The sequence below is a fragment of the Rhizobacter terrae genome, from assembly GCF_003852895.1.
Taxonomy (GTDB): Bacteria; Pseudomonadota; Gammaproteobacteria; order Burkholderiales; family Burkholderiaceae_C; genus Albitalea; species Albitalea terrae.
This window is the reverse complement of record NZ_QUSW01000002.1, coordinates 652523-667809: the sequence shown is the minus strand read 5'-3', so window position 1 is coordinate 667809 and position 15287 is coordinate 652523. Positions and strand designations below refer to the sequence as shown.

Here is a 15287-nt window from a genome sequence, read left to right as displayed (position 1 = left end):
CTGCGCATGGCAGGCACCATCGCCGCGGGTGGGCTGTCAGGTCCGTACGAGCAGTGGGTGTGCATGCGCACGGGGCGTTTCCTCACACGCTACACCTTGGGGCCTGCGCCAGTGCTGCGCGGCTTCGATGGCCAGGTCGCCTGGCAGTGCGGGGCCGGTGGCGAGGTGGCCGTGCAGGATTCGGCGGCGGCCCGGCAAATGGCGGTCACCGAGTCCTTCCTGCTTGCTCGCGGGTACTGGCTGGCTCCGCATGAATGCAGTGCCTGCGCGCCATCGGGCGAGGGCATCGCAGGGCACGAGCTCGTTCAGGTGCACACCACGAACGGCCTGCCTGTCCAGCTGTGGTTCGACCGTGCCGGCAGCCGCCTGGCGCGCACGCTGCAGGACGTGCACGGCCTGGAGATGGCCAAGCGCTACGAAGACCATCGCGATGTTGGCGGGCTGGGCATTCCGTTTCGCATCGTCACCGGAACCGGCGACGCGCGCCGCGATGTCGTCGTGCAGTTGTCCATCGTGGAGCTGGACCCTGCATGGCCCGAGGATTCGTTCGATGTGCCACGCCAGTCGATCGACGATGTGGCCTTCATCGATGGCGGCAGTGAATGCAGCGTTCCCTTCGAGGTGGCGCACAACCATGTCTACCTGCGCGTGACCCTCGGTGGACAGGACTTCCAGTTCCTGCTCGACACCGGCGGCGTGAACCTGCTCACCCCGGAAACCGCGGCGCGCGCCGGGCTGCAGATCGAAGGGGCGCTGGAGGCGCGCGGGCCGGGCGAGGCGTCCGTCGATGCGGGCTTCGTGCGGGTCGATGAGTTTTGCATCGGCGACCGCTTGACCATGAAGCATCAGCTCATGCGCGTCCTGCCGCTGTCCGGACTGGAGCAGGCCGACGGTCACCAGTGCGATGGCCTGCTCGGCCATGAACTCTTCAAGCGCCTCGTGGTGACCATCGACCATGCCGAGCGGCGCGTCACCCTGACGCGTCCCGATGCTTTCCATCCCCCGGCGCATGCGCACCGGCTGCCGCTGACGTTCTACGCGCACATCCCCACGGTGAACGCGATGCTGGATGAGCTGCCCGGCCAGTTCTGGGTCGACACGGGCAACCGCAACGCACTCACGCTGTGGCGCCCCTTCGTCCAGGCGCATGGGCTCGACGACCGGTACGGTGCCGGCGACGAAACGGTGATCGGCTGGGGCGTGGGCGGGGCCGTGCGCGGCCGCATCGCTTGTGCGGGCCGGCTGGACCTGGGAGGGTTGATCGTGGAAGAACCGTTGCTGACCTTGCCGAGTGCAGACAGCGGGCCCACGGCCACGCAAGGGGTCGCGGGCAACATCGGCGGCGACATCCTGCGCCGCTACTCATGCAGCTTCGACTATTCGAGGCGCACCATGCACCTCGCCAGCATCGAGCTCAGGACGTCTTCTTTGCCTTCTTGACCAGCGGCTGCGATGCCGCCGGCTTGGGCTCGGCGGGCGCCGATGCAGGCGCAGCAGGCTTGGGTGCCACCGGAGCCGGTGCCGGAGCAACCGAGGTCGCGATCTGCCGGGCGCGCTCGTCCAGCGCGTTCATGTCGGTGGCCGTCACCTCGGAGCTGACCACCGGGCAACGGCCCGGCGCGTCCTCGCCCATGTCCCAGCCGGTCGCGTCGGACACCGACGGATCGACGCGCGCCACGCCCAGCTGCGTCGTGAGCTGGTTCATGGCCGCATGGGTGCGGGCGAAGGCGATGCCCAGGTCGAACTCCGCATTGGCGTAGGCGCGCTTGGCGGTGTAGACCTCGTTCTCGGCGTTGAGCAGGTCCAATAGCGAGCGCTGGCCGATGTCGAACTGCTGGCGGTAGGCGTCGCGCGCCTTCTCGATGGCCAGGGTGTTGCGGTCCAGCATGACGAGCTGGTCGGTGAGCTTGCGGGTGTCGTTGAAGGCGATGGCCGAGGTCTGGCGCGCATCGCGGCAGGCCTTGTCGCGCTGGTCCACGGCCTGGTTCAGGAAGTTGGCCTGCTGGCGCACGCGCGCCTGGTCGGCGCCGCCGTTGTACAGGTTCCAGTTCAGCGTGATCTCGGCCGTGCTGTCGCGCTTCTGGTCGCGCACGCCGTCGAAGTTGTTGCCGCCGCCGCTGCGAACGCGGGCTTCCACGCGCGGCTGGAAGGCCGATTGGCGCGTCTGCGCCGCGGCACGGGTGGCGCGCAGGGTCTCGATGGCCGCGCTGACCGCGGGGCTCTGGTGGATGGCTGCGTCCATCGCGGCATCGTTGCTGGCGGGCATGCCGGCCTTCAGCGGCACATGCATGGGCAAGGTCTTGGGAGGCGCCTCGCCCACGATGCGCTGGTAGCGCGCCGTCACGTCGTGCAGGTTGGCGACCTCGGTGCTGAGGTTGGATTCCGCCAGCGCCAGGCGCGCATTGGCCTGTTCCAGGTCCACGCCGCGTCCCACGCCGGCCTTGAAGCGCGACTGGATCTGCAGCGAGGCGTACTTGTGCTGGACGTAGTTGTCCTCGGCCAGCGTCACCAGGCGGCGAAAGCGCTGCACGTCGTAGTAGGCGCGTGCGGCTTCCAGCGCGGTCAGCTCGGTGGCGTCCAGCAACTCGAAGTAGCGGGCCAGGCGTTCGTGCCCCACGCGCTCGACTTCGCGCCTGGTGCCCAGGCCGTCCCACAGCAGCTGCGTCAGCGTCAGCGAGGTGCCCGTGCGGTTGAGCGACTGGGCTTCGGGGCTGCGCGAGGTGATCTTGTCGCTGTCGTGCCCGACGCTGGCGTTCAGGTCCACCCGGGGGTAGTAGGCGCCGCGGGCCACATCCACGGCGTCGATGGACGCGCGGTAGGCATTGAAGCGGGCCGAGACCTCGGGGTTGGTCAGCACCGCCTTCTCGACGGCGGCACGAAGCGGGTCGGTGACCTTCTGCGTCTGCGCCACCGCCTGCATCGCCAACGGCAACAGGGCAATCGTGGCGATGAAGGCGGTTCTTTTGTACTGCATGGTTGTCGGTGTTGTCGAAGGACGTGGCATGTACGTGCTGAAACGCTGGTCTGGATGCGAAACATCCCGAACATCGTCCCTTTTCGAGCAATGGTCGCGAGTGTATGCGTGCTCACATACGTGCTTGCCCCGTAAACAGGTGCCCGCCACGGGATTTCCCAGCCTTGCGTGTGCCAGTTCACGGAGTTGAAACAAGGTTTTTCAAAGCCTGACGCGCTGCTGCAACCGATCATGTGACCGATGTCACGCCCCTTCATGGACCGAAAGGTCTCAAGTTGTGGCGCCGGCGGACGACAACCCGACGAAGAACCCTCCAACCGTGACCGACTCGCAAGCCTTGCCGTCCGCCTTCGCGCGGCCCGAGCCTGCTTCGCCCTCGAAGCGCCGGGCGTGGCGTGTGCGTCCACGGCTGCAGGCGGCCGTTGCGGCGTGCGTGCCCTGGCTGCAGCGCGCCATGCTGCTGTTCTTCCTGGTCACTTGCCTGCGGCCGCTGGCCTGGGATGCCGACCGCATGCTGGCCGCGGCCGCCAAGCAGGGCCCGCGGGCACTGGCGGGGGCGAAGGCGCTGCAGGCCGTGATGCACGGCGCTGCCGACCTGGACGATGCTGGCAAGCTGGACGCGCTCAACCAGTTCTTCAACCGTCGCATCCTCTCGCGCGAGGACATCGACGTCTGGGGCCAGGTGGACTACTGGGCCAGCCCGATGGAGATGATGGAGAAGGGCGCGGGCGACTGCGAGGACTACGCCATCGCCAAGTATTTCAGTCTCGTCGCACTGGGTATGCCCGTGCAGAAGCTGAGGCTCGTGTATGTTCGGGCGCAGATCGGCGGCGCGGGCGGCACGGTGCAGGCCCACATGGTGCTCGCCTACTACTCAGCGCCCAACGCCGAACCCTTGATCCTGGACAGCCTCATCAGCGAAGTGCGCCCGGCCTCGCGCCGGCCCGACCTGTCGCCGGTGTTCAGCTTCAACAGCGAAGGCCTGTGGCAGGGCGTGGGCTCGCAGGCCGCGGGCGATCCGTCGGCGCGCCTGTCGCGCTGGCGCGAGGTGCTTGTCAAGGCGCGGGCCGAAGGGTTCCAATGAAAAACACAACCACAATGACAACAACAAGAACCAGAAGGAAGAACACATGTCGTTGATCCGCCAGATCTGGCTGCTGCTCGTTGGGGCCTTGCTGCTTGCCTTCTTCGGAAGCGTGGGCGTGGTCATCACTTCCGCACGCGACACGCTGCAGACGCAGCTGCGCATCAAGAACAACGACAACGCCGCCTCGCTGGCCCTGGCGCTGTCGCAGCAAAAGGGCGATCAGCAGCTGATGGAGCTGCTGATGTCGGCGCAGTTCGACACCGGCTTCTACCGGCACATCAAGCTCACCACGGCCGATGGCCGCACGGCGTTCCTGCGCGAGCAGAACCTGCTGCCCAGCCAGGCGCCGAACTGGTTCGTGGCCCTGGTACCGATCGATTCCACGCCCGGCGTGGCGCAGGTCAGCGACGGCTGGCGCGCGCTGGGCTCGGTGCAGGTGGTGAGCCAGACGGCCTTTGCCCACGACGACCTGTGGGTGGGCAGCATGCGCTCGGCCTTCGCGCTGGCGGTGGTGGCGGTGCTGGCGGCGCTGATCGCACGTGCGGTGGTGGAGCGCATCCGCCGCCCGCTGGACGCGGCGGTGGCGCAGGCGCACTCGCTGGTCCACGGCGAGTTCATCACGGTGGAGCAGCCGAGGGTGCCCGAGCTCGCGCGGCTCACCGAAGCGATGAACACCATGGTCGGCCGGCTGAAGATCATCTTCGACGCCCAGGCCGAACAGGTGGAGGCGTTGCGCCGCGAGGCCCATTCGGACCCGCTCACCGGCCTGTCCAACCGCAAGCACTTCATGGCCCAGCTCAGCACCTCGCTGCACGGCGAGGACGTGGCGGCGCAAAGCGGCCTGGTGCTGCTGCGCGTGCTGGACCTGGCCGGCATCAACCGCAACCTGGGACATGCCAACACCGACCGCATGATCACCGCGGTGGCGCAGGCGCTGCAGGAGTACACCCAGCGCGTGAAGGGCTGCCACCTGGGCCGCCTCAACGGTTCGGATTTCGCCCTGTGCCTGCCCGTGGGCGGCGTGGCGCTGGAAACCGCACAAGCGGTGACAGAGGCGCTGGCCGTCGCCCTGCCGGCCTTCGGCTCGGGCATTGCCGTGGCGGTGGGCGCGGTGGAGATGCACAGCGGCACGGCCGTGGGCCAGGTGATGGGCGCGGTCGATGCGGCGCTGGCGCGGGCCGAGAGCCGCGGCGACTTCGCCGTGGAACTGGGCAGTACCGGCGATGGCGAGAGCGCCGCCGACACCACCACCCTGGGCGAGAACACCTGGCGTCGGCGCATCAACGAAGCCCTGGCGCATGGCCGCATGAAGCTGGTCAATTTCCCGGTCATCACCTCCTCGGGCGAGTTGCTGCACCTGGAGTGCCCGCTGCGTATCCAGCTCGATCCGCAGGCCGGCTACGACAGCGCGGCGCTGTGGCTGCCGCTGGCCCTGCGCGGGCGGCTCACCGCGCTCATTGACGAGCGGGCGGTGGAGCTGGCGCTGGAAGGCATCGAGGCCGACGGCAAGCCGCGCTGCGTGAATGTCTCCAGCGCGTCGCTGCAGGACAGCGCCTTCGCCTCTCGCCTGCGTGCACGCCTGCTTGATGCGCCCCAGCATGCGCGCAGCCTCTGGCTGGAGGTGCCCGAGATCGCCGCGGTGGAGCAGTTCGCGCAGGTGCAGGAACTGGCCCACCAGCTGCGGCCCACCGGCGTGCGCGTGGGCCTGGAGCACGCGGGCGAGCGGCTCGCCCGCATCGACCGCCTGTTCGAGGCCGGCCTGGACTACGTGAAGCTCGATGCGAGCGCGGTGCAGGGCGTGGCCGGCGACGAAGGCCGCATCACCTACCTCAAGAGCGTGGTGGCCATGCTGCACGGCCTGTCGATGAAGGTGATCGCCGAAGGCGTGGCCGACGGCGACGACGCGCAGGTGCTGTGGAACATCGGCACCGACGCAGTGACCGGCCCCTGGGCCAGCGGCGTCAGGCGCGACCTGCTGGCGTGAGCATGGCCTGCGGTGCGCCGCGGCTGCCCGCCGCGGCCGCTGCGCGCAGCTGGCTGGTGACGACCTGCATCAGCGCCTTGAGGTTCACCGGCTTGGCGACGAAGGCATTGGCGCCGGCCGCGAGCGTGCGCGCTTCGACCTCCGGCGTTGCGCTGGCCGATACCGCCACGATGGGCGTGAGCGCGAAGCCTGGCATGCCGCGCAGGCGCTGGATGGCCTGGATGCCGTCCAGGTCCGGCATCACGATGTCCATGAGAATGATGTCCGGCCGCATCGCCTGGGCGCTGGCCAGGCCGGTCACCCCGGTGCCGGCTTCATGCACCTCGAAGCCCGCGCCGCCCAGCGCGGCCACGAGCAAGGCGCGGTTCTCCGGCACGTCGTCCACCACCAGCACGCTCTGGCGGTGCGTGCGGCTGGCCAGCGCATCCAGCGGCGAGGGCGCCGACGGCGGGCCGCTTGTCCACTCGACCTCCGGCAGCTCCAGCTCGAACCAGAAGATGTTGCCCGCGCCCGGCTGGCAGTCGACCTTGACGTCGCCGCCCATCAGCCGCACGAACTGCCGACAGATGACCAGGCCCAGCCCGGTGCCGCCGCTGCGCTGGTGCGCATCGCCCACCTGCTCGAAGGGCCGGAAGAGCCGCGCCTGCTGCTGCTCGCTCAAGGCGTTGCCGGTGTCGCGCACCTCGAAGCGCAGGGCCGATGGTGCTGCATGCCGTACCGCCAGCGTCACCGTGCCGCGGTCGGTGAACTTCACTGCGTTGTCCAGCAGGTTCAGCAGCACCTGGCGCAGCCGGCGTTCGTCGGCTCGCACGGCCTCGGGCAGCGACTCGGCGTAGTCGCACACGAATTCCAGCTCGGTCTTTTGCTGAGCCTTCACGCGGATGATGTCCTCGATCACGCGCAGGAACTGCCCCAGGTGGAAGTCGGCGGGAAAGATCTCCAGCTTGCCCGCCTCGATCTTGGCCACGTCCAGGATGTCATTGATGAGCGTGAGCAGGTGCTCCCCGCTGTGCCGGATGGCCGACACGCCCGCTTGCTGCCGCTCGCCCAGCGAGCGGTCCCATTGCAGGATCTGCGCGAAGCCGAGGATGCCGTTCAGCGGCGTGCGCAGGTCGTGGCTCATGTTCGCCAGGAAATTGCTCTTTGCGCGGTTGGCGTCCTCCGCCCGCTCCTTGGCCAGCTGCGCCTCGGCATGCGCCTGGCGAAGGGCTTCCTCCGCGCGGCTGCGGCCAATCGCGTAGCGGATGGCGCGCACGAGCAGGGCGCTGTCCACCTGGCCCTTGACGAGGTAGTCCTGCGCGCCTTGCTGCAGGGCCTGCACTGCGATCTCCTCGTCGGTGAGCCCGCTGAAGACCACCAGCGTGGGCACGTGCACGCCGCGCGCCATGAGCCGCCTGAGCGTGTCCAGGCCGGTGCTCTCGGGCAAGCCCAGGTCCAGCAGCACCACGTCCGTCACATGCTGTGCCAGGTGGGCGATGCCTTCACCGAGGCTGGTCGCCCAGGCCAGCTTGAACTGCAGGGCGCGGGACTGCCCGAGCATGAACTCGATCAGCCGCGCGTCGGCAGCGTTGTCCTCGATCAGCAGCACGCGGATGGGCGCTTCCATGAAGCTTCACAGGCCCGGCCGCGGCGGCAGCGTGACGACGGTCAACCAGAAGTCCTCGATGGCCTGCACGATGCGCGTGAACTGGGCGAAGTCGACCGGCTTGGTGACGTAGCAGTTGGCGTTCAGGTTGTAGGCGCGGACCACGTCCTCCTCGGCCTGCGAGGTGGTGAGCACCACCACGGGAATGCTCCTGAGCGAAGGGTCGGCCTTGATGGCGGCCAGCACCTCGCGGCCGTCCTTGCGCGGCAGGTTCAGGTCCAGCAGGATGAGGTCGGGCCGGGTCGCGTTCTCGTGCGGTGGGCGGCGCAACAGGTAGTCCAGCGCGGCCACACCGTCGCTGGCCACCGCCAGCTCATGCCAGACCTTGCCGCCCTTGAGCGCTTCCTGCGTGAGACGCACGTCGCCCGGGTTGTCCTCGACCATGAGGATCTCGATCGGTCGCAGTGTCCTTCCAGAGGTCATGAGACTCCTCCCGGGGCCCGGGGTCCACGAGCGCCTTGCACTATAGACCTGAAGCCTGCCTGCGGACAGGGCGCTTACCCGAGCCGCTGAAACCGCTTGGACAGGAGGCTCACGGCGCTTTGCCGGCCGCCCGGTACCTGGCGATCAGCTCCATGATGGCCTGCGATTCGAAGCGGCTGGACAGCGTGGCCAGCAGCCTGGCGAACGCCGCGTAGCGCGGGTCACGGGCCGCCAGGGCTTCGGCGCTTTGCCGGATGCTGCGCATGTTGCCGATGCGGGCCAGCCGGTAGAGCTCCTCGATCTCCTCGGGCGGCGGCGGCGTCAGCGGTTCGCCGGGATCGGTTCCACCCTGCGGTGCGGGCGCTTCATGCCGCCACGCCAGGTGCAGCAGCGTGCCGACGCGCACGAGCAGGTCGTCGAAGTCGATGGGCTTGACGAGGAAGCCGTCCGCGCCCATGCGCAGGCTGCGCGCCTTGTCCAGCTCCGACGCGCCGGCCGACAGCACGATCACCGGCAGGTGCGCGCAACCGGGCAGTTCGCGGATGCGCTGCATGGCGGTCAGGCCGTCCATCACCGGCATCAGGATGTCCATCAGCACGAGGTCGGGCCGGCGGGCCTGCACGGTGCCGATGGCCGCCTCGCCGTGGTCGGCCTCGTCCAGCTCGAAGCCCAGCGAGCCGAGCAGGTCCATCACCACCGCGCGGTTGCCGGCCACGTCGTCGACCACCAGCACGAGCCGGCGCGGTCCGTCGTAGCCGGTGATGCGCGGCACCTTCTCCGCCACCGGCGGCACGCTGATGCTGCAGGCCAGCCGCAGCTCGAAGCTGAAGCGGCTGCCGCGGCCCGGCGCGCTGTCGATGGCGATGTCGCCGCCCATGCGCCGCACGAGCTGCCGGCTGATGGCCAGCCCCAGGCCCGTGCCGCTCAGGCGCCGCTGCGCATCGCCCGCCTGCTCGAACGGCAGGAAGACGGCCTGCTGCTGATCGGCGGCGATGCCCACGCCGGTGTCCTCCACCACGAAGCGCAGGCGCGCGTGCAGGTCGCCGTCGTCCAGGCGCTGCGCGCGCAGCGTCACGCCGCCCGAATCGGTGAACTTCACCGCGTTGTCCAGCAGGTTCAGCAGCACCTGGCGCAGTCGCTTGGCGTCCACTTGCACCGCCTCGGGCAGCGTGCTGCCGGCCACCAGGGTGAACATCAGGCCCTTTTGCTGCGCCTTGATGGCGATGGTGTCGGCCACTGTCTTCAGGAATTGCCCGAGGTTCACCGAGTCGGGGTAGAGCTCCAGCTTGCCGGCCTCGATGCGCGAGAGGTCGAGGATGTCGTTGATGAGCATGAGCAGGTGCTCGCCGCTTTGGCGGATGGTGTGCAGCCCGTTGGCCGCCCGCTCGCTCACGCCGTCGTCGTGCTGCAGGATCTGCGCGTAGCCGAGGATGGCGTTCAGCGGCGTGCGCAGTTCGTGGCTCATGCTGGCCAGGAACGCGCTCTTGGACTGGTTGGCCACCTCGGCACGTTCCTTCGCATCCATCAGTTCGGTGGTGCGGCCCTCGATGAGTTCTTCCAGGTGCTCGCGATGGCGCTGGAGTTCCTGCTCCACCGCGATGCGGCGCTCGATGTCGCTGCGCAACTGCCGGTTCTTCGCTTCCAGTTCATCGAAGAGCGCCGCCAGCGACTGCCGCGTGCGCTCCAGCGCGGCGCCCAGGTTGCCCAGCTCATCGTCGCGCTTCCAGAGAAAGGGCGCGTCCAGTTCTCGCAGCGCGAGCCGGTCGGCTTCGGACATCAGCCGGCGGATGGGCTCCACCAGGCGGCCATTGAGCAGGCCGGAGATCAGCAGCACGCTCAGCACGAGCTGCCCCAGCAGCGTGAGCAGCAGGATGAAGCGGGCATTTCCCACCTCGGCATCGAGCTGGCCGGAATCGATCTCCAGCATCACGTCGCCGATGACCGTGCCTTCGCGCAAGACATTGCGCAGCAGCGAGAACTGCCGCCCCTTGCGGCGCTCGGGCCGCTCGCCCCACAGGAAGGTGTTGAAGCGCTCGTCGCGCACCATCACCTTGACCACGCGGTCGTCGCCCAGCATCGAATCCACCAGCGGACGGCCGCTCTCGGGACTGACGTTCCAAAGGCTGCTTTCCACGCCCAGCGCAAGGATCTCGGTGAGCCGCGCGTGGTCGGCCGCCAGCCGGGCGGCGAGGGCTTTCTCCTGATAGCCCAGCGTGAACAGGCTGCCCACGGCGGCGGGAATGAGAAGCCCCACCACCACGGCGAGCACGATGGACAAGCGAAGCTTCAGGCGCATCCGGACTCCATCCCGCAAGGCAGGGTCATCATGGCATGGCCTTGCGGGCCGCGGGGTTGGGGTTAGTCAGCGGGGGATGGTGAAGCTGAAGGTGGAGCCCTGGCCCTCCTTCGACTCGACCGCGATGGTGCCGCCATGCCGCTCGACGATCTTCTTGCACAGCGCCAGGCCGATGCCCGTGCCAGGGTAGTCACCGCGGCCGTGCAGCCGCTGGAACAGCACGAAGATGCGTTCGAAGTATTCGGGCGCGATGCCGATGCCGTTGTCGCTCACGCTGATTCGCCAGGCACCCTCGATGGCCTGCGCGCCGATGTGCACCTGCAACGGGTCGACGCGCTTGAACTTGAAGGCATTGGCCAGCAGGTTCTGGAACAGCTGCAGCAGTTGCGATGCGTCGCCCATCACCCGGGGCAGCGGGTCGCGGGTCACCTGGGCACCGCTCTCGGTGCGGGCGATGGCGAGGTGGCCCAGGGCGATGTCCACCACCTTGTCGCAGTCGGTGGCCTCGAAGGGTCGGGCCTTGGTGCCCAGCCGCGAATAGGCCAGCAGGTCGTTGATGAGCGCCTGCATGCGCTTGGCGCCGTCCACTGCGTAGCCGATGAACTCGTCGGCATCCGCATCGAGCTGGCCCTTGTAGCGCTGGGCCACCAGCTGCAGGTAGCTGGCCACCATGCGCAGCGGCTCCTGCATGTCGTGCGAGGCCACGTAGGCGAGCTGCTCCAGCTCGGCGTTGGAGCGGCGCAGCGCGGCCTCCGTCTCGCGGCGCGCGTCGATCTCTTCCTGCAACTGCTCGTTCTGCCGTGCGAGCTGCCGGCGCAGGCGGTGCAAGGTGAGGTGCGTGTCGATGCGCGCCAGCACCTCGGCACCGTCCAGCGGCTTGGTGACGTAGTCGATGCCGCCCACCGAGAAGCCGGTGAGCTTGTCGCCGGTGTCGGTGAGCGCGGTCATGAACACCACCGGGATGTCCTGCGTCTCGGGCGCGGCCTTCAGGCGCCGGCAGGTCTCGAAGCCGTCCAGCCCCGGCATCATCACGTCCAGCAGGATGAGGTCGGGCTGCACGAAGTGGGCCCGGGTGATGCATTCCTCGCCGCCTTGCGCGACCACGGCGGTGTAGCCCTCGCGCTCCAGGTGGGTCGTGAGGACGCCGAGGTTCGCCGGCATGTCGTCGACGATGAGGATGGTCTTTCCCTCGGGGTCACGGTCCATGGGACACCGCCTTTGCGCCAATCACCCTGGCGCTGTTGTGTAAGCGGATTTTGCGCACGTCAGCATCGTCCGACAAGCCGACGCGGTGCTGGCCGAATGAATCGGCATCCGCAGGCGCCTAAGTTTGCAGGGTTCGTGGAACGCACCGACGGGCTGGCGCCTTGCCGGCTTGCGGATCATTCACCTGACCAGGAGAGAGAAATGAAGCAACCGTCCCTGAACCTGACCGTCCTGTCCGTCGTCGTGGCCGGCGTGGCACTGGCCGCCTGCGGCAAGCGCGATGACGTCGGCGCCATGAAGGGCAGCGACGAGACCGCGCCCGTGACCAGCACTTCCGGCACCGGCAGCACCAGCAGTTCCAGCAGCACCACCGTCGGCGAGGACATGAAAAAGGCTGGCGAGGATGCCAAGCAGGCGACCAAGGATGCCGCCACCGACGTGAAGGACGCGACCAAGAGCGCGGCCGACCAGGCCTCCAACAAGGTGTCCGACGCCCTCATCACCACCTCGGTGAAGGCTGAGCTGGCCAAGGACAGCAAGCTGAGCGCCCTGGCCATCAATGTGGACACCGACAACGGCCGCGTGGTGCTCAAGGGCACGGCGCCCGATGCCGACTCCAAGTCCCGCGCCACCAGCCTCGCCACCGCCGTGAAGGGCGTGACCAGCGTGGACAACCAGCTGACGGTGGGCAGCAAGAGCTGATCGCACCGATCCGCGAAAACCCTTGCCCAAAGGTCTCCGCCGTGACTGCCCGCGGCGCAAACCCGGGCGAAGATCGCGTCCTCACCACCAGCTGAAGACGCGACATGAGCCTCTTTCACGCCTGGGCCGCACAGTCCGCGGGCGGCCCGCTCCAGCTTTTCGACTACGACCCCGGCCCGCTGGACGCCGAGGACGTGGAAATCCAGGTCGAGCACTGCGGCATCTGCCATTCCGACCTGGCGATGATCGACAGCGAATGGGGCGCGACCAGCTATCCGGTGGTGCCCGGCCACGAGGTGGTCGGGCGCGTGGTGGCGGTGGGCCCGCAGGTCAAGGGCCTGCAGGTGGGGCAGCGGGTGGGCGTGGGCTGGCACACGAAGAGCTGCATGCACTGCCGCGCCTGCATCGGCGGGGAGCAGCACTTGTGCGCGAAGCGCCAGCCGACCATCGTCGGCCGCCACGGCGGCTTTGCCGACCGCCTGCGCTCTCACTGGGCCTGGGCGCTGCCCATTCCCGATGCGCTGGACCCGGCCTCCGTCGGGCCGCTGATGTGCGGCGGCATCACGGTGTTCAGCCCGCTGGTGATCCATGAGGTGACGCCGCTGCAGCGCATCGGCGTGGTGGGCATCGGCGGCCTGGGCCACCTCGCGGTGAAGTTCGCGCGCGCCTGGGGCTGCGAGGTCACGGCCTTCACCTCCAGCCCGTCCAAGCGCGACGAGGCGCTCGCGCTCGGGGCGCACCGCACCGCATCGAGCATCGACCGCGACGACATGAAGCGCATCGCGGGCAGCATCGACTTCCTCATTGTCACCGTGGGTGCCACGCTGGACTGGGACGGGCTGATGACCACGCTCGCGCCCAAGGGCCGGCTGCACCTGGTGGGCGTGGTGACCGACGGCATGAAGCTGCGCACCGGTTCGCTGATGAGCTGGCAGCGCAGCGTGTCGGCATCGCCGACCGGCTCGCCGGGCACCATCGCGCGGATGCTGGACTTTGCTGCACGGCACCAGATCACCGCGCAGGTGGAGCGCTTCCCGATGGCCAAGGTCAATGAGGCCGTCGATCGCCTGCGTTCAGGCAAGGCGCGCTATCGCGTTGTGCTTGACGCCTGAGGGTTTGCCCTGGGCTACATCTCGTAGCTTGTTGAAGCCGGCGTAAAGCTGGGTCAATCTTTGCGAAACCGTCAACCCGCCGCACGCCGGCGGGGTTCTCCGCGCACCAAGCACTGGAGGCAGACGGATGGACACCACACAGATCGAGCCTGCGGCACCGCAGGCGGCGGACGCCATGGCGCGCACCGCATCCACCCCACGCACACTCACCACGCTGGCGGCGCTGTCGTCGTCGGTGCTGGCCGCATGTGGCGGCGGGAGTTCGGCGAGTCCACCGCCGCCACCTCCTCCTCCGCCACCGGCAGTGATCACGCGGGCGGATGCATCGCGTTTCCTCGCCCAGGCTTCGATGGGTGCCACGGCCGACCAGATCTCTCGCGTGCAGGCTGTGGGCTATGCCGCCTGGATCGACGAGCAGATGGCCATGGCCGCCGACACCTCGCGCTGGGACTGGCTGGTGGCCAAGGGCTACAACGACATTGCCAACAAGAACAGCGAAGCCGGCTTCGACTCCTGTGCGTGGCGCAAGCTGCTCACCTCGCCCGACACGCTGCGGCAACGCGTGACCTTCGCACTGTCGGAGATCGTGGTGGCGGCCATCGACGGCCTGGTGGGCGGCGGGTGGAAAGCCTTCTCCGCCGCGGCCTACCTGGACCTGCTCGAAACCCATGCCTTCGGCAACTACCGCACGCTGCTGCAGGCCATCTCCATGAGTGCGCCGATGGGTGAGTACCTCACCTTCCGCGGCAACCAGAAATACAACGCCACCACCGGCGCCAACCCCGACGAAAACTATGCCCGCGAGGTGATGCAGCTGTTCAGCATCGGCCTGCTCAAGCTCAATGCGGACGGCACGCCCATCACGGTGGGCGGCAAGGTGCAGGAGACCTACACGCAGGACGACATCAGCGGGCTGGCGCGCGTGTTCACCGGCTGGAACTACGACCTGGCCGGCGGCGACACCAGCACACCCGACTTCAAGAAGCGGCCGATGGCGATGACCGCGTCCAAGCACGAGCTGGGCGAGAAGACCTTCCTGGGGCAGACCATTCCCGCCAACACCGATGGCGCGACCAGCCTGACGCTGGCGCTGGACGTGATCTTCGCGAACGCCAACGTCGCGCCCTTCATCGGCAAGCAGCTCATCCAGCGGCTGGTGTGCAGCAACCCGAGCACGGCCTACGTGTCGCGCGTGTCGGCGGTGTTCAACAACGATGGCACGGGCGTGAAGGGCAACCTGGCGGCGGTCATCAAGGCCATCCTGCTCGACGACGAGGCGCGCAATGCGGATCACGCAGGCAACGCCAACTTCGCCAAGCTGCGCGAGCCCATCCTGCGCATGACGGCCTGGGCACGGGCCTTCGGCGTGAACTCGGCGAGCGACGCCTGGGTGGTGGGCAACACCACGGATTCGTCCACGCGGCTGGGCCAGAGCCCGCTGCGTTCGCCCTCGGTGTTCAACTTCTTCCGGCCCGGCTACGTGCCGCCCAACACCAGCATCGCGAGCGCATCGCTCGTGGCGCCGGAGTTCCAGATCACCAACGAATCGTCGGTGGTGGGCTACCTGAACTTCATGCAGAAGCTCATCGGCACCGGCGTGGGCGGCACCAGCGACGTGAAGGCCGACTACAGCGCGATGCTGCCCCTGGCCGACAACGGCCAGAGCCTGCTCGACGAGCTGAACGTGCTGCTGGCGGCAGGGCGGGTGGCGGACGCCTCCATCGCCACGATGAAGACCGCCCTCGACACGATGCCCAGCGGCACCGACGCGACGCGGTTGAACCGCATCTACGCGGCCATCCTGCTCGTGATGGCGACCCCCGAATTCATCGTCCAGAAGTGACGGCGCGGCGACGAC

General features: G+C 68.4%; 10 protein-coding genes and 2 pseudogenes. 6 read left to right on the top strand and 6 right to left on the bottom strand.

Annotation, left to right across the window (positions count from 1 at the left end; all coding sequences use genetic code 11):
- Nucleotides 1-6: 6 nt before the first annotated feature.
- The gene (locus tag DZC73_RS10140; RefSeq protein WP_124540097.1) at nt 7-1440 is read left to right on the top strand and encodes an aspartyl protease family protein; all 1434 of its coding nucleotides are present in this window, start codon (nt 7-9) and stop codon (nt 1438-1440) included.
- On the opposite strand, the gene DZC73_RS10135 is transcribed toward DZC73_RS10140, so the two are convergent.
- The gene (locus DZC73_RS10135) at nt 1415-2974 is read right to left on the bottom strand and encodes a TolC family outer membrane protein (RefSeq protein WP_235835064.1); all 1560 of its coding nucleotides are present in this window, start codon (nt 2972-2974) and stop codon (nt 1415-1417) included. The genes DZC73_RS10140 and DZC73_RS10135 overlap by 26 nt on opposite strands.
- Nucleotides 2975-3293: 319 nt before the next feature.
- Between DZC73_RS10135 and DZC73_RS10130 the strand changes: the two genes are divergently transcribed.
- Both DZC73_RS10130 and DZC73_RS30445 read left to right on the top strand, forming a co-directional pair.
- Nucleotides 3294-4058, top strand: coding sequence for a transglutaminase-like cysteine peptidase (locus tag DZC73_RS10130; protein ID WP_235835063.1), 765 nt, complete (start codon nt 3294-3296; stop codon nt 4056-4058).
- Nucleotides 4059-4104: 46 nt separating this feature from the next.
- Nucleotides 4105-6045: a bifunctional diguanylate cyclase/phosphodiesterase gene (locus DZC73_RS30445; protein ID WP_124540096.1), complete on the top strand. Its 1941-nt coding sequence runs from the start codon at nt 4105-4107 to the stop codon at nt 6043-6045.
- Here the strand turns inward: DZC73_RS30445 and DZC73_RS10120 are convergent.
- From DZC73_RS10120 to DZC73_RS30175, 5 genes and pseudogenes are all read right to left on the bottom strand, one after another.
- Nucleotides 6023-7651, bottom strand: coding sequence for a response regulator (locus DZC73_RS10120; RefSeq protein ID WP_124540095.1), 1629 nt, complete (start codon nt 7649-7651; stop codon nt 6023-6025). The two genes, DZC73_RS30445 and DZC73_RS10120, sit on opposite strands and share 23 nt — an antisense overlap.
- A 6-nt stretch (nt 7652-7657) precedes the next feature.
- Entirely contained in the window at nt 7658-8113 is a 456-nt protein-coding gene (locus DZC73_RS10115; RefSeq protein WP_124540094.1) for a response regulator, read from the bottom strand.
- A gap of 109 nt (nt 8114-8222) precedes the next feature.
- Nucleotides 8223-10409 (bottom strand): ATP-binding protein, encoded by a 2187-nt coding sequence (locus DZC73_RS10110; RefSeq protein ID WP_124540093.1) that lies wholly within the window; start codon nt 10407-10409, stop codon nt 8223-8225.
- Nucleotides 10410-10475: 66 nt separating this feature from the next.
- Nucleotides 10476-11186: pseudogene (locus DZC73_RS29985) on the bottom strand (sensor histidine kinase); the annotation flags it as partial.
- Between the two features lie 78 nt (nt 11187-11264).
- Nucleotides 11265-11615: pseudogene (locus DZC73_RS30175) on the bottom strand (response regulator); the annotation flags it as partial.
- A gap of 201 nt (nt 11616-11816) precedes the next feature.
- Between DZC73_RS30175 and DZC73_RS10100 the strand changes: the two are divergent.
- The 3 genes from DZC73_RS10100 to DZC73_RS10090 all read left to right on the top strand — a co-directional run bounded on the left by DZC73_RS10100 (nt 11817) and on the right by DZC73_RS10090 (nt 15272).
- Complete coding sequence (locus DZC73_RS10100; protein WP_161974530.1) at nt 11817-12317, top strand: BON domain-containing protein; 501 nt, start codon at nt 11817-11819, stop codon at nt 12315-12317.
- 104 nt (nt 12318-12421) lie between these two features.
- Nucleotides 12422-13429 carry an NADPH-dependent aldehyde reductase Ahr gene (ahr, locus tag DZC73_RS10095; protein WP_124540090.1) on the top strand — a complete coding sequence of 336 codons (1008 nt, stop codon included), beginning with the start codon at nt 12422-12424 and terminating at the stop codon, nt 13427-13429.
- A gap of 127 nt (nt 13430-13556) precedes the next feature.
- Nucleotides 13557-15272 (top strand): DUF1800 domain-containing protein, encoded by a 1716-nt coding sequence (locus DZC73_RS10090; RefSeq protein WP_235835062.1) that lies wholly within the window; start codon nt 13557-13559, stop codon nt 15270-15272.
- Nucleotides 15273-15287 lie beyond the last annotated feature (15 nt).

Excerpts from the sequence above, each read along its gene's own strand:
- DZC73_RS10140 (WP_124540097.1), top strand. The coding sequence starts at position 7 with ATGGCAGGCACCATCGCCGCGGGTGGGCTGTCAGGTCCGTACGAGCAG.
- ahr (WP_124540090.1), top strand. The coding sequence starts at position 12,422 with ATGAGCCTCTTTCACGCCTGGGCCGCACAGTCCGCGGGCGGCCCGCTC.
- DZC73_RS10115 (WP_124540094.1), bottom strand. The coding sequence starts at position 8,113 with ATGACCTCTGGAAGGACACTGCGACCGATCGAGATCCTCATGGTCGAG.
- DZC73_RS10100 (WP_161974530.1), top strand. The coding sequence starts at position 11,817 with ATGAAGCAACCGTCCCTGAACCTGACCGTCCTGTCCGTCGTCGTGGCC.
- DZC73_RS10090 (WP_235835062.1), top strand. The coding sequence starts at position 13,557 with ATGGACACCACACAGATCGAGCCTGCGGCACCGCAGGCGGCGGACGCC.
- DZC73_RS30445 (WP_124540096.1), top strand. The coding sequence starts at position 4,105 with ATGTCGTTGATCCGCCAGATCTGGCTGCTGCTCGTTGGGGCCTTGCTG.
- DZC73_RS10135 (WP_235835064.1), bottom strand. The coding sequence starts at position 2,974 with ATGCAGTACAAAAGAACCGCCTTCATCGCCACGATTGCCCTGTTGCCG.
- DZC73_RS10120 (WP_124540095.1), bottom strand. The coding sequence starts at position 7,651 with ATGGAAGCGCCCATCCGCGTGCTGCTGATCGAGGACAACGCTGCCGAC.
- DZC73_RS10110 (WP_124540093.1), bottom strand. The coding sequence starts at position 10,409 with ATGCGCCTGAAGCTTCGCTTGTCCATCGTGCTCGCCGTGGTGGTGGGG.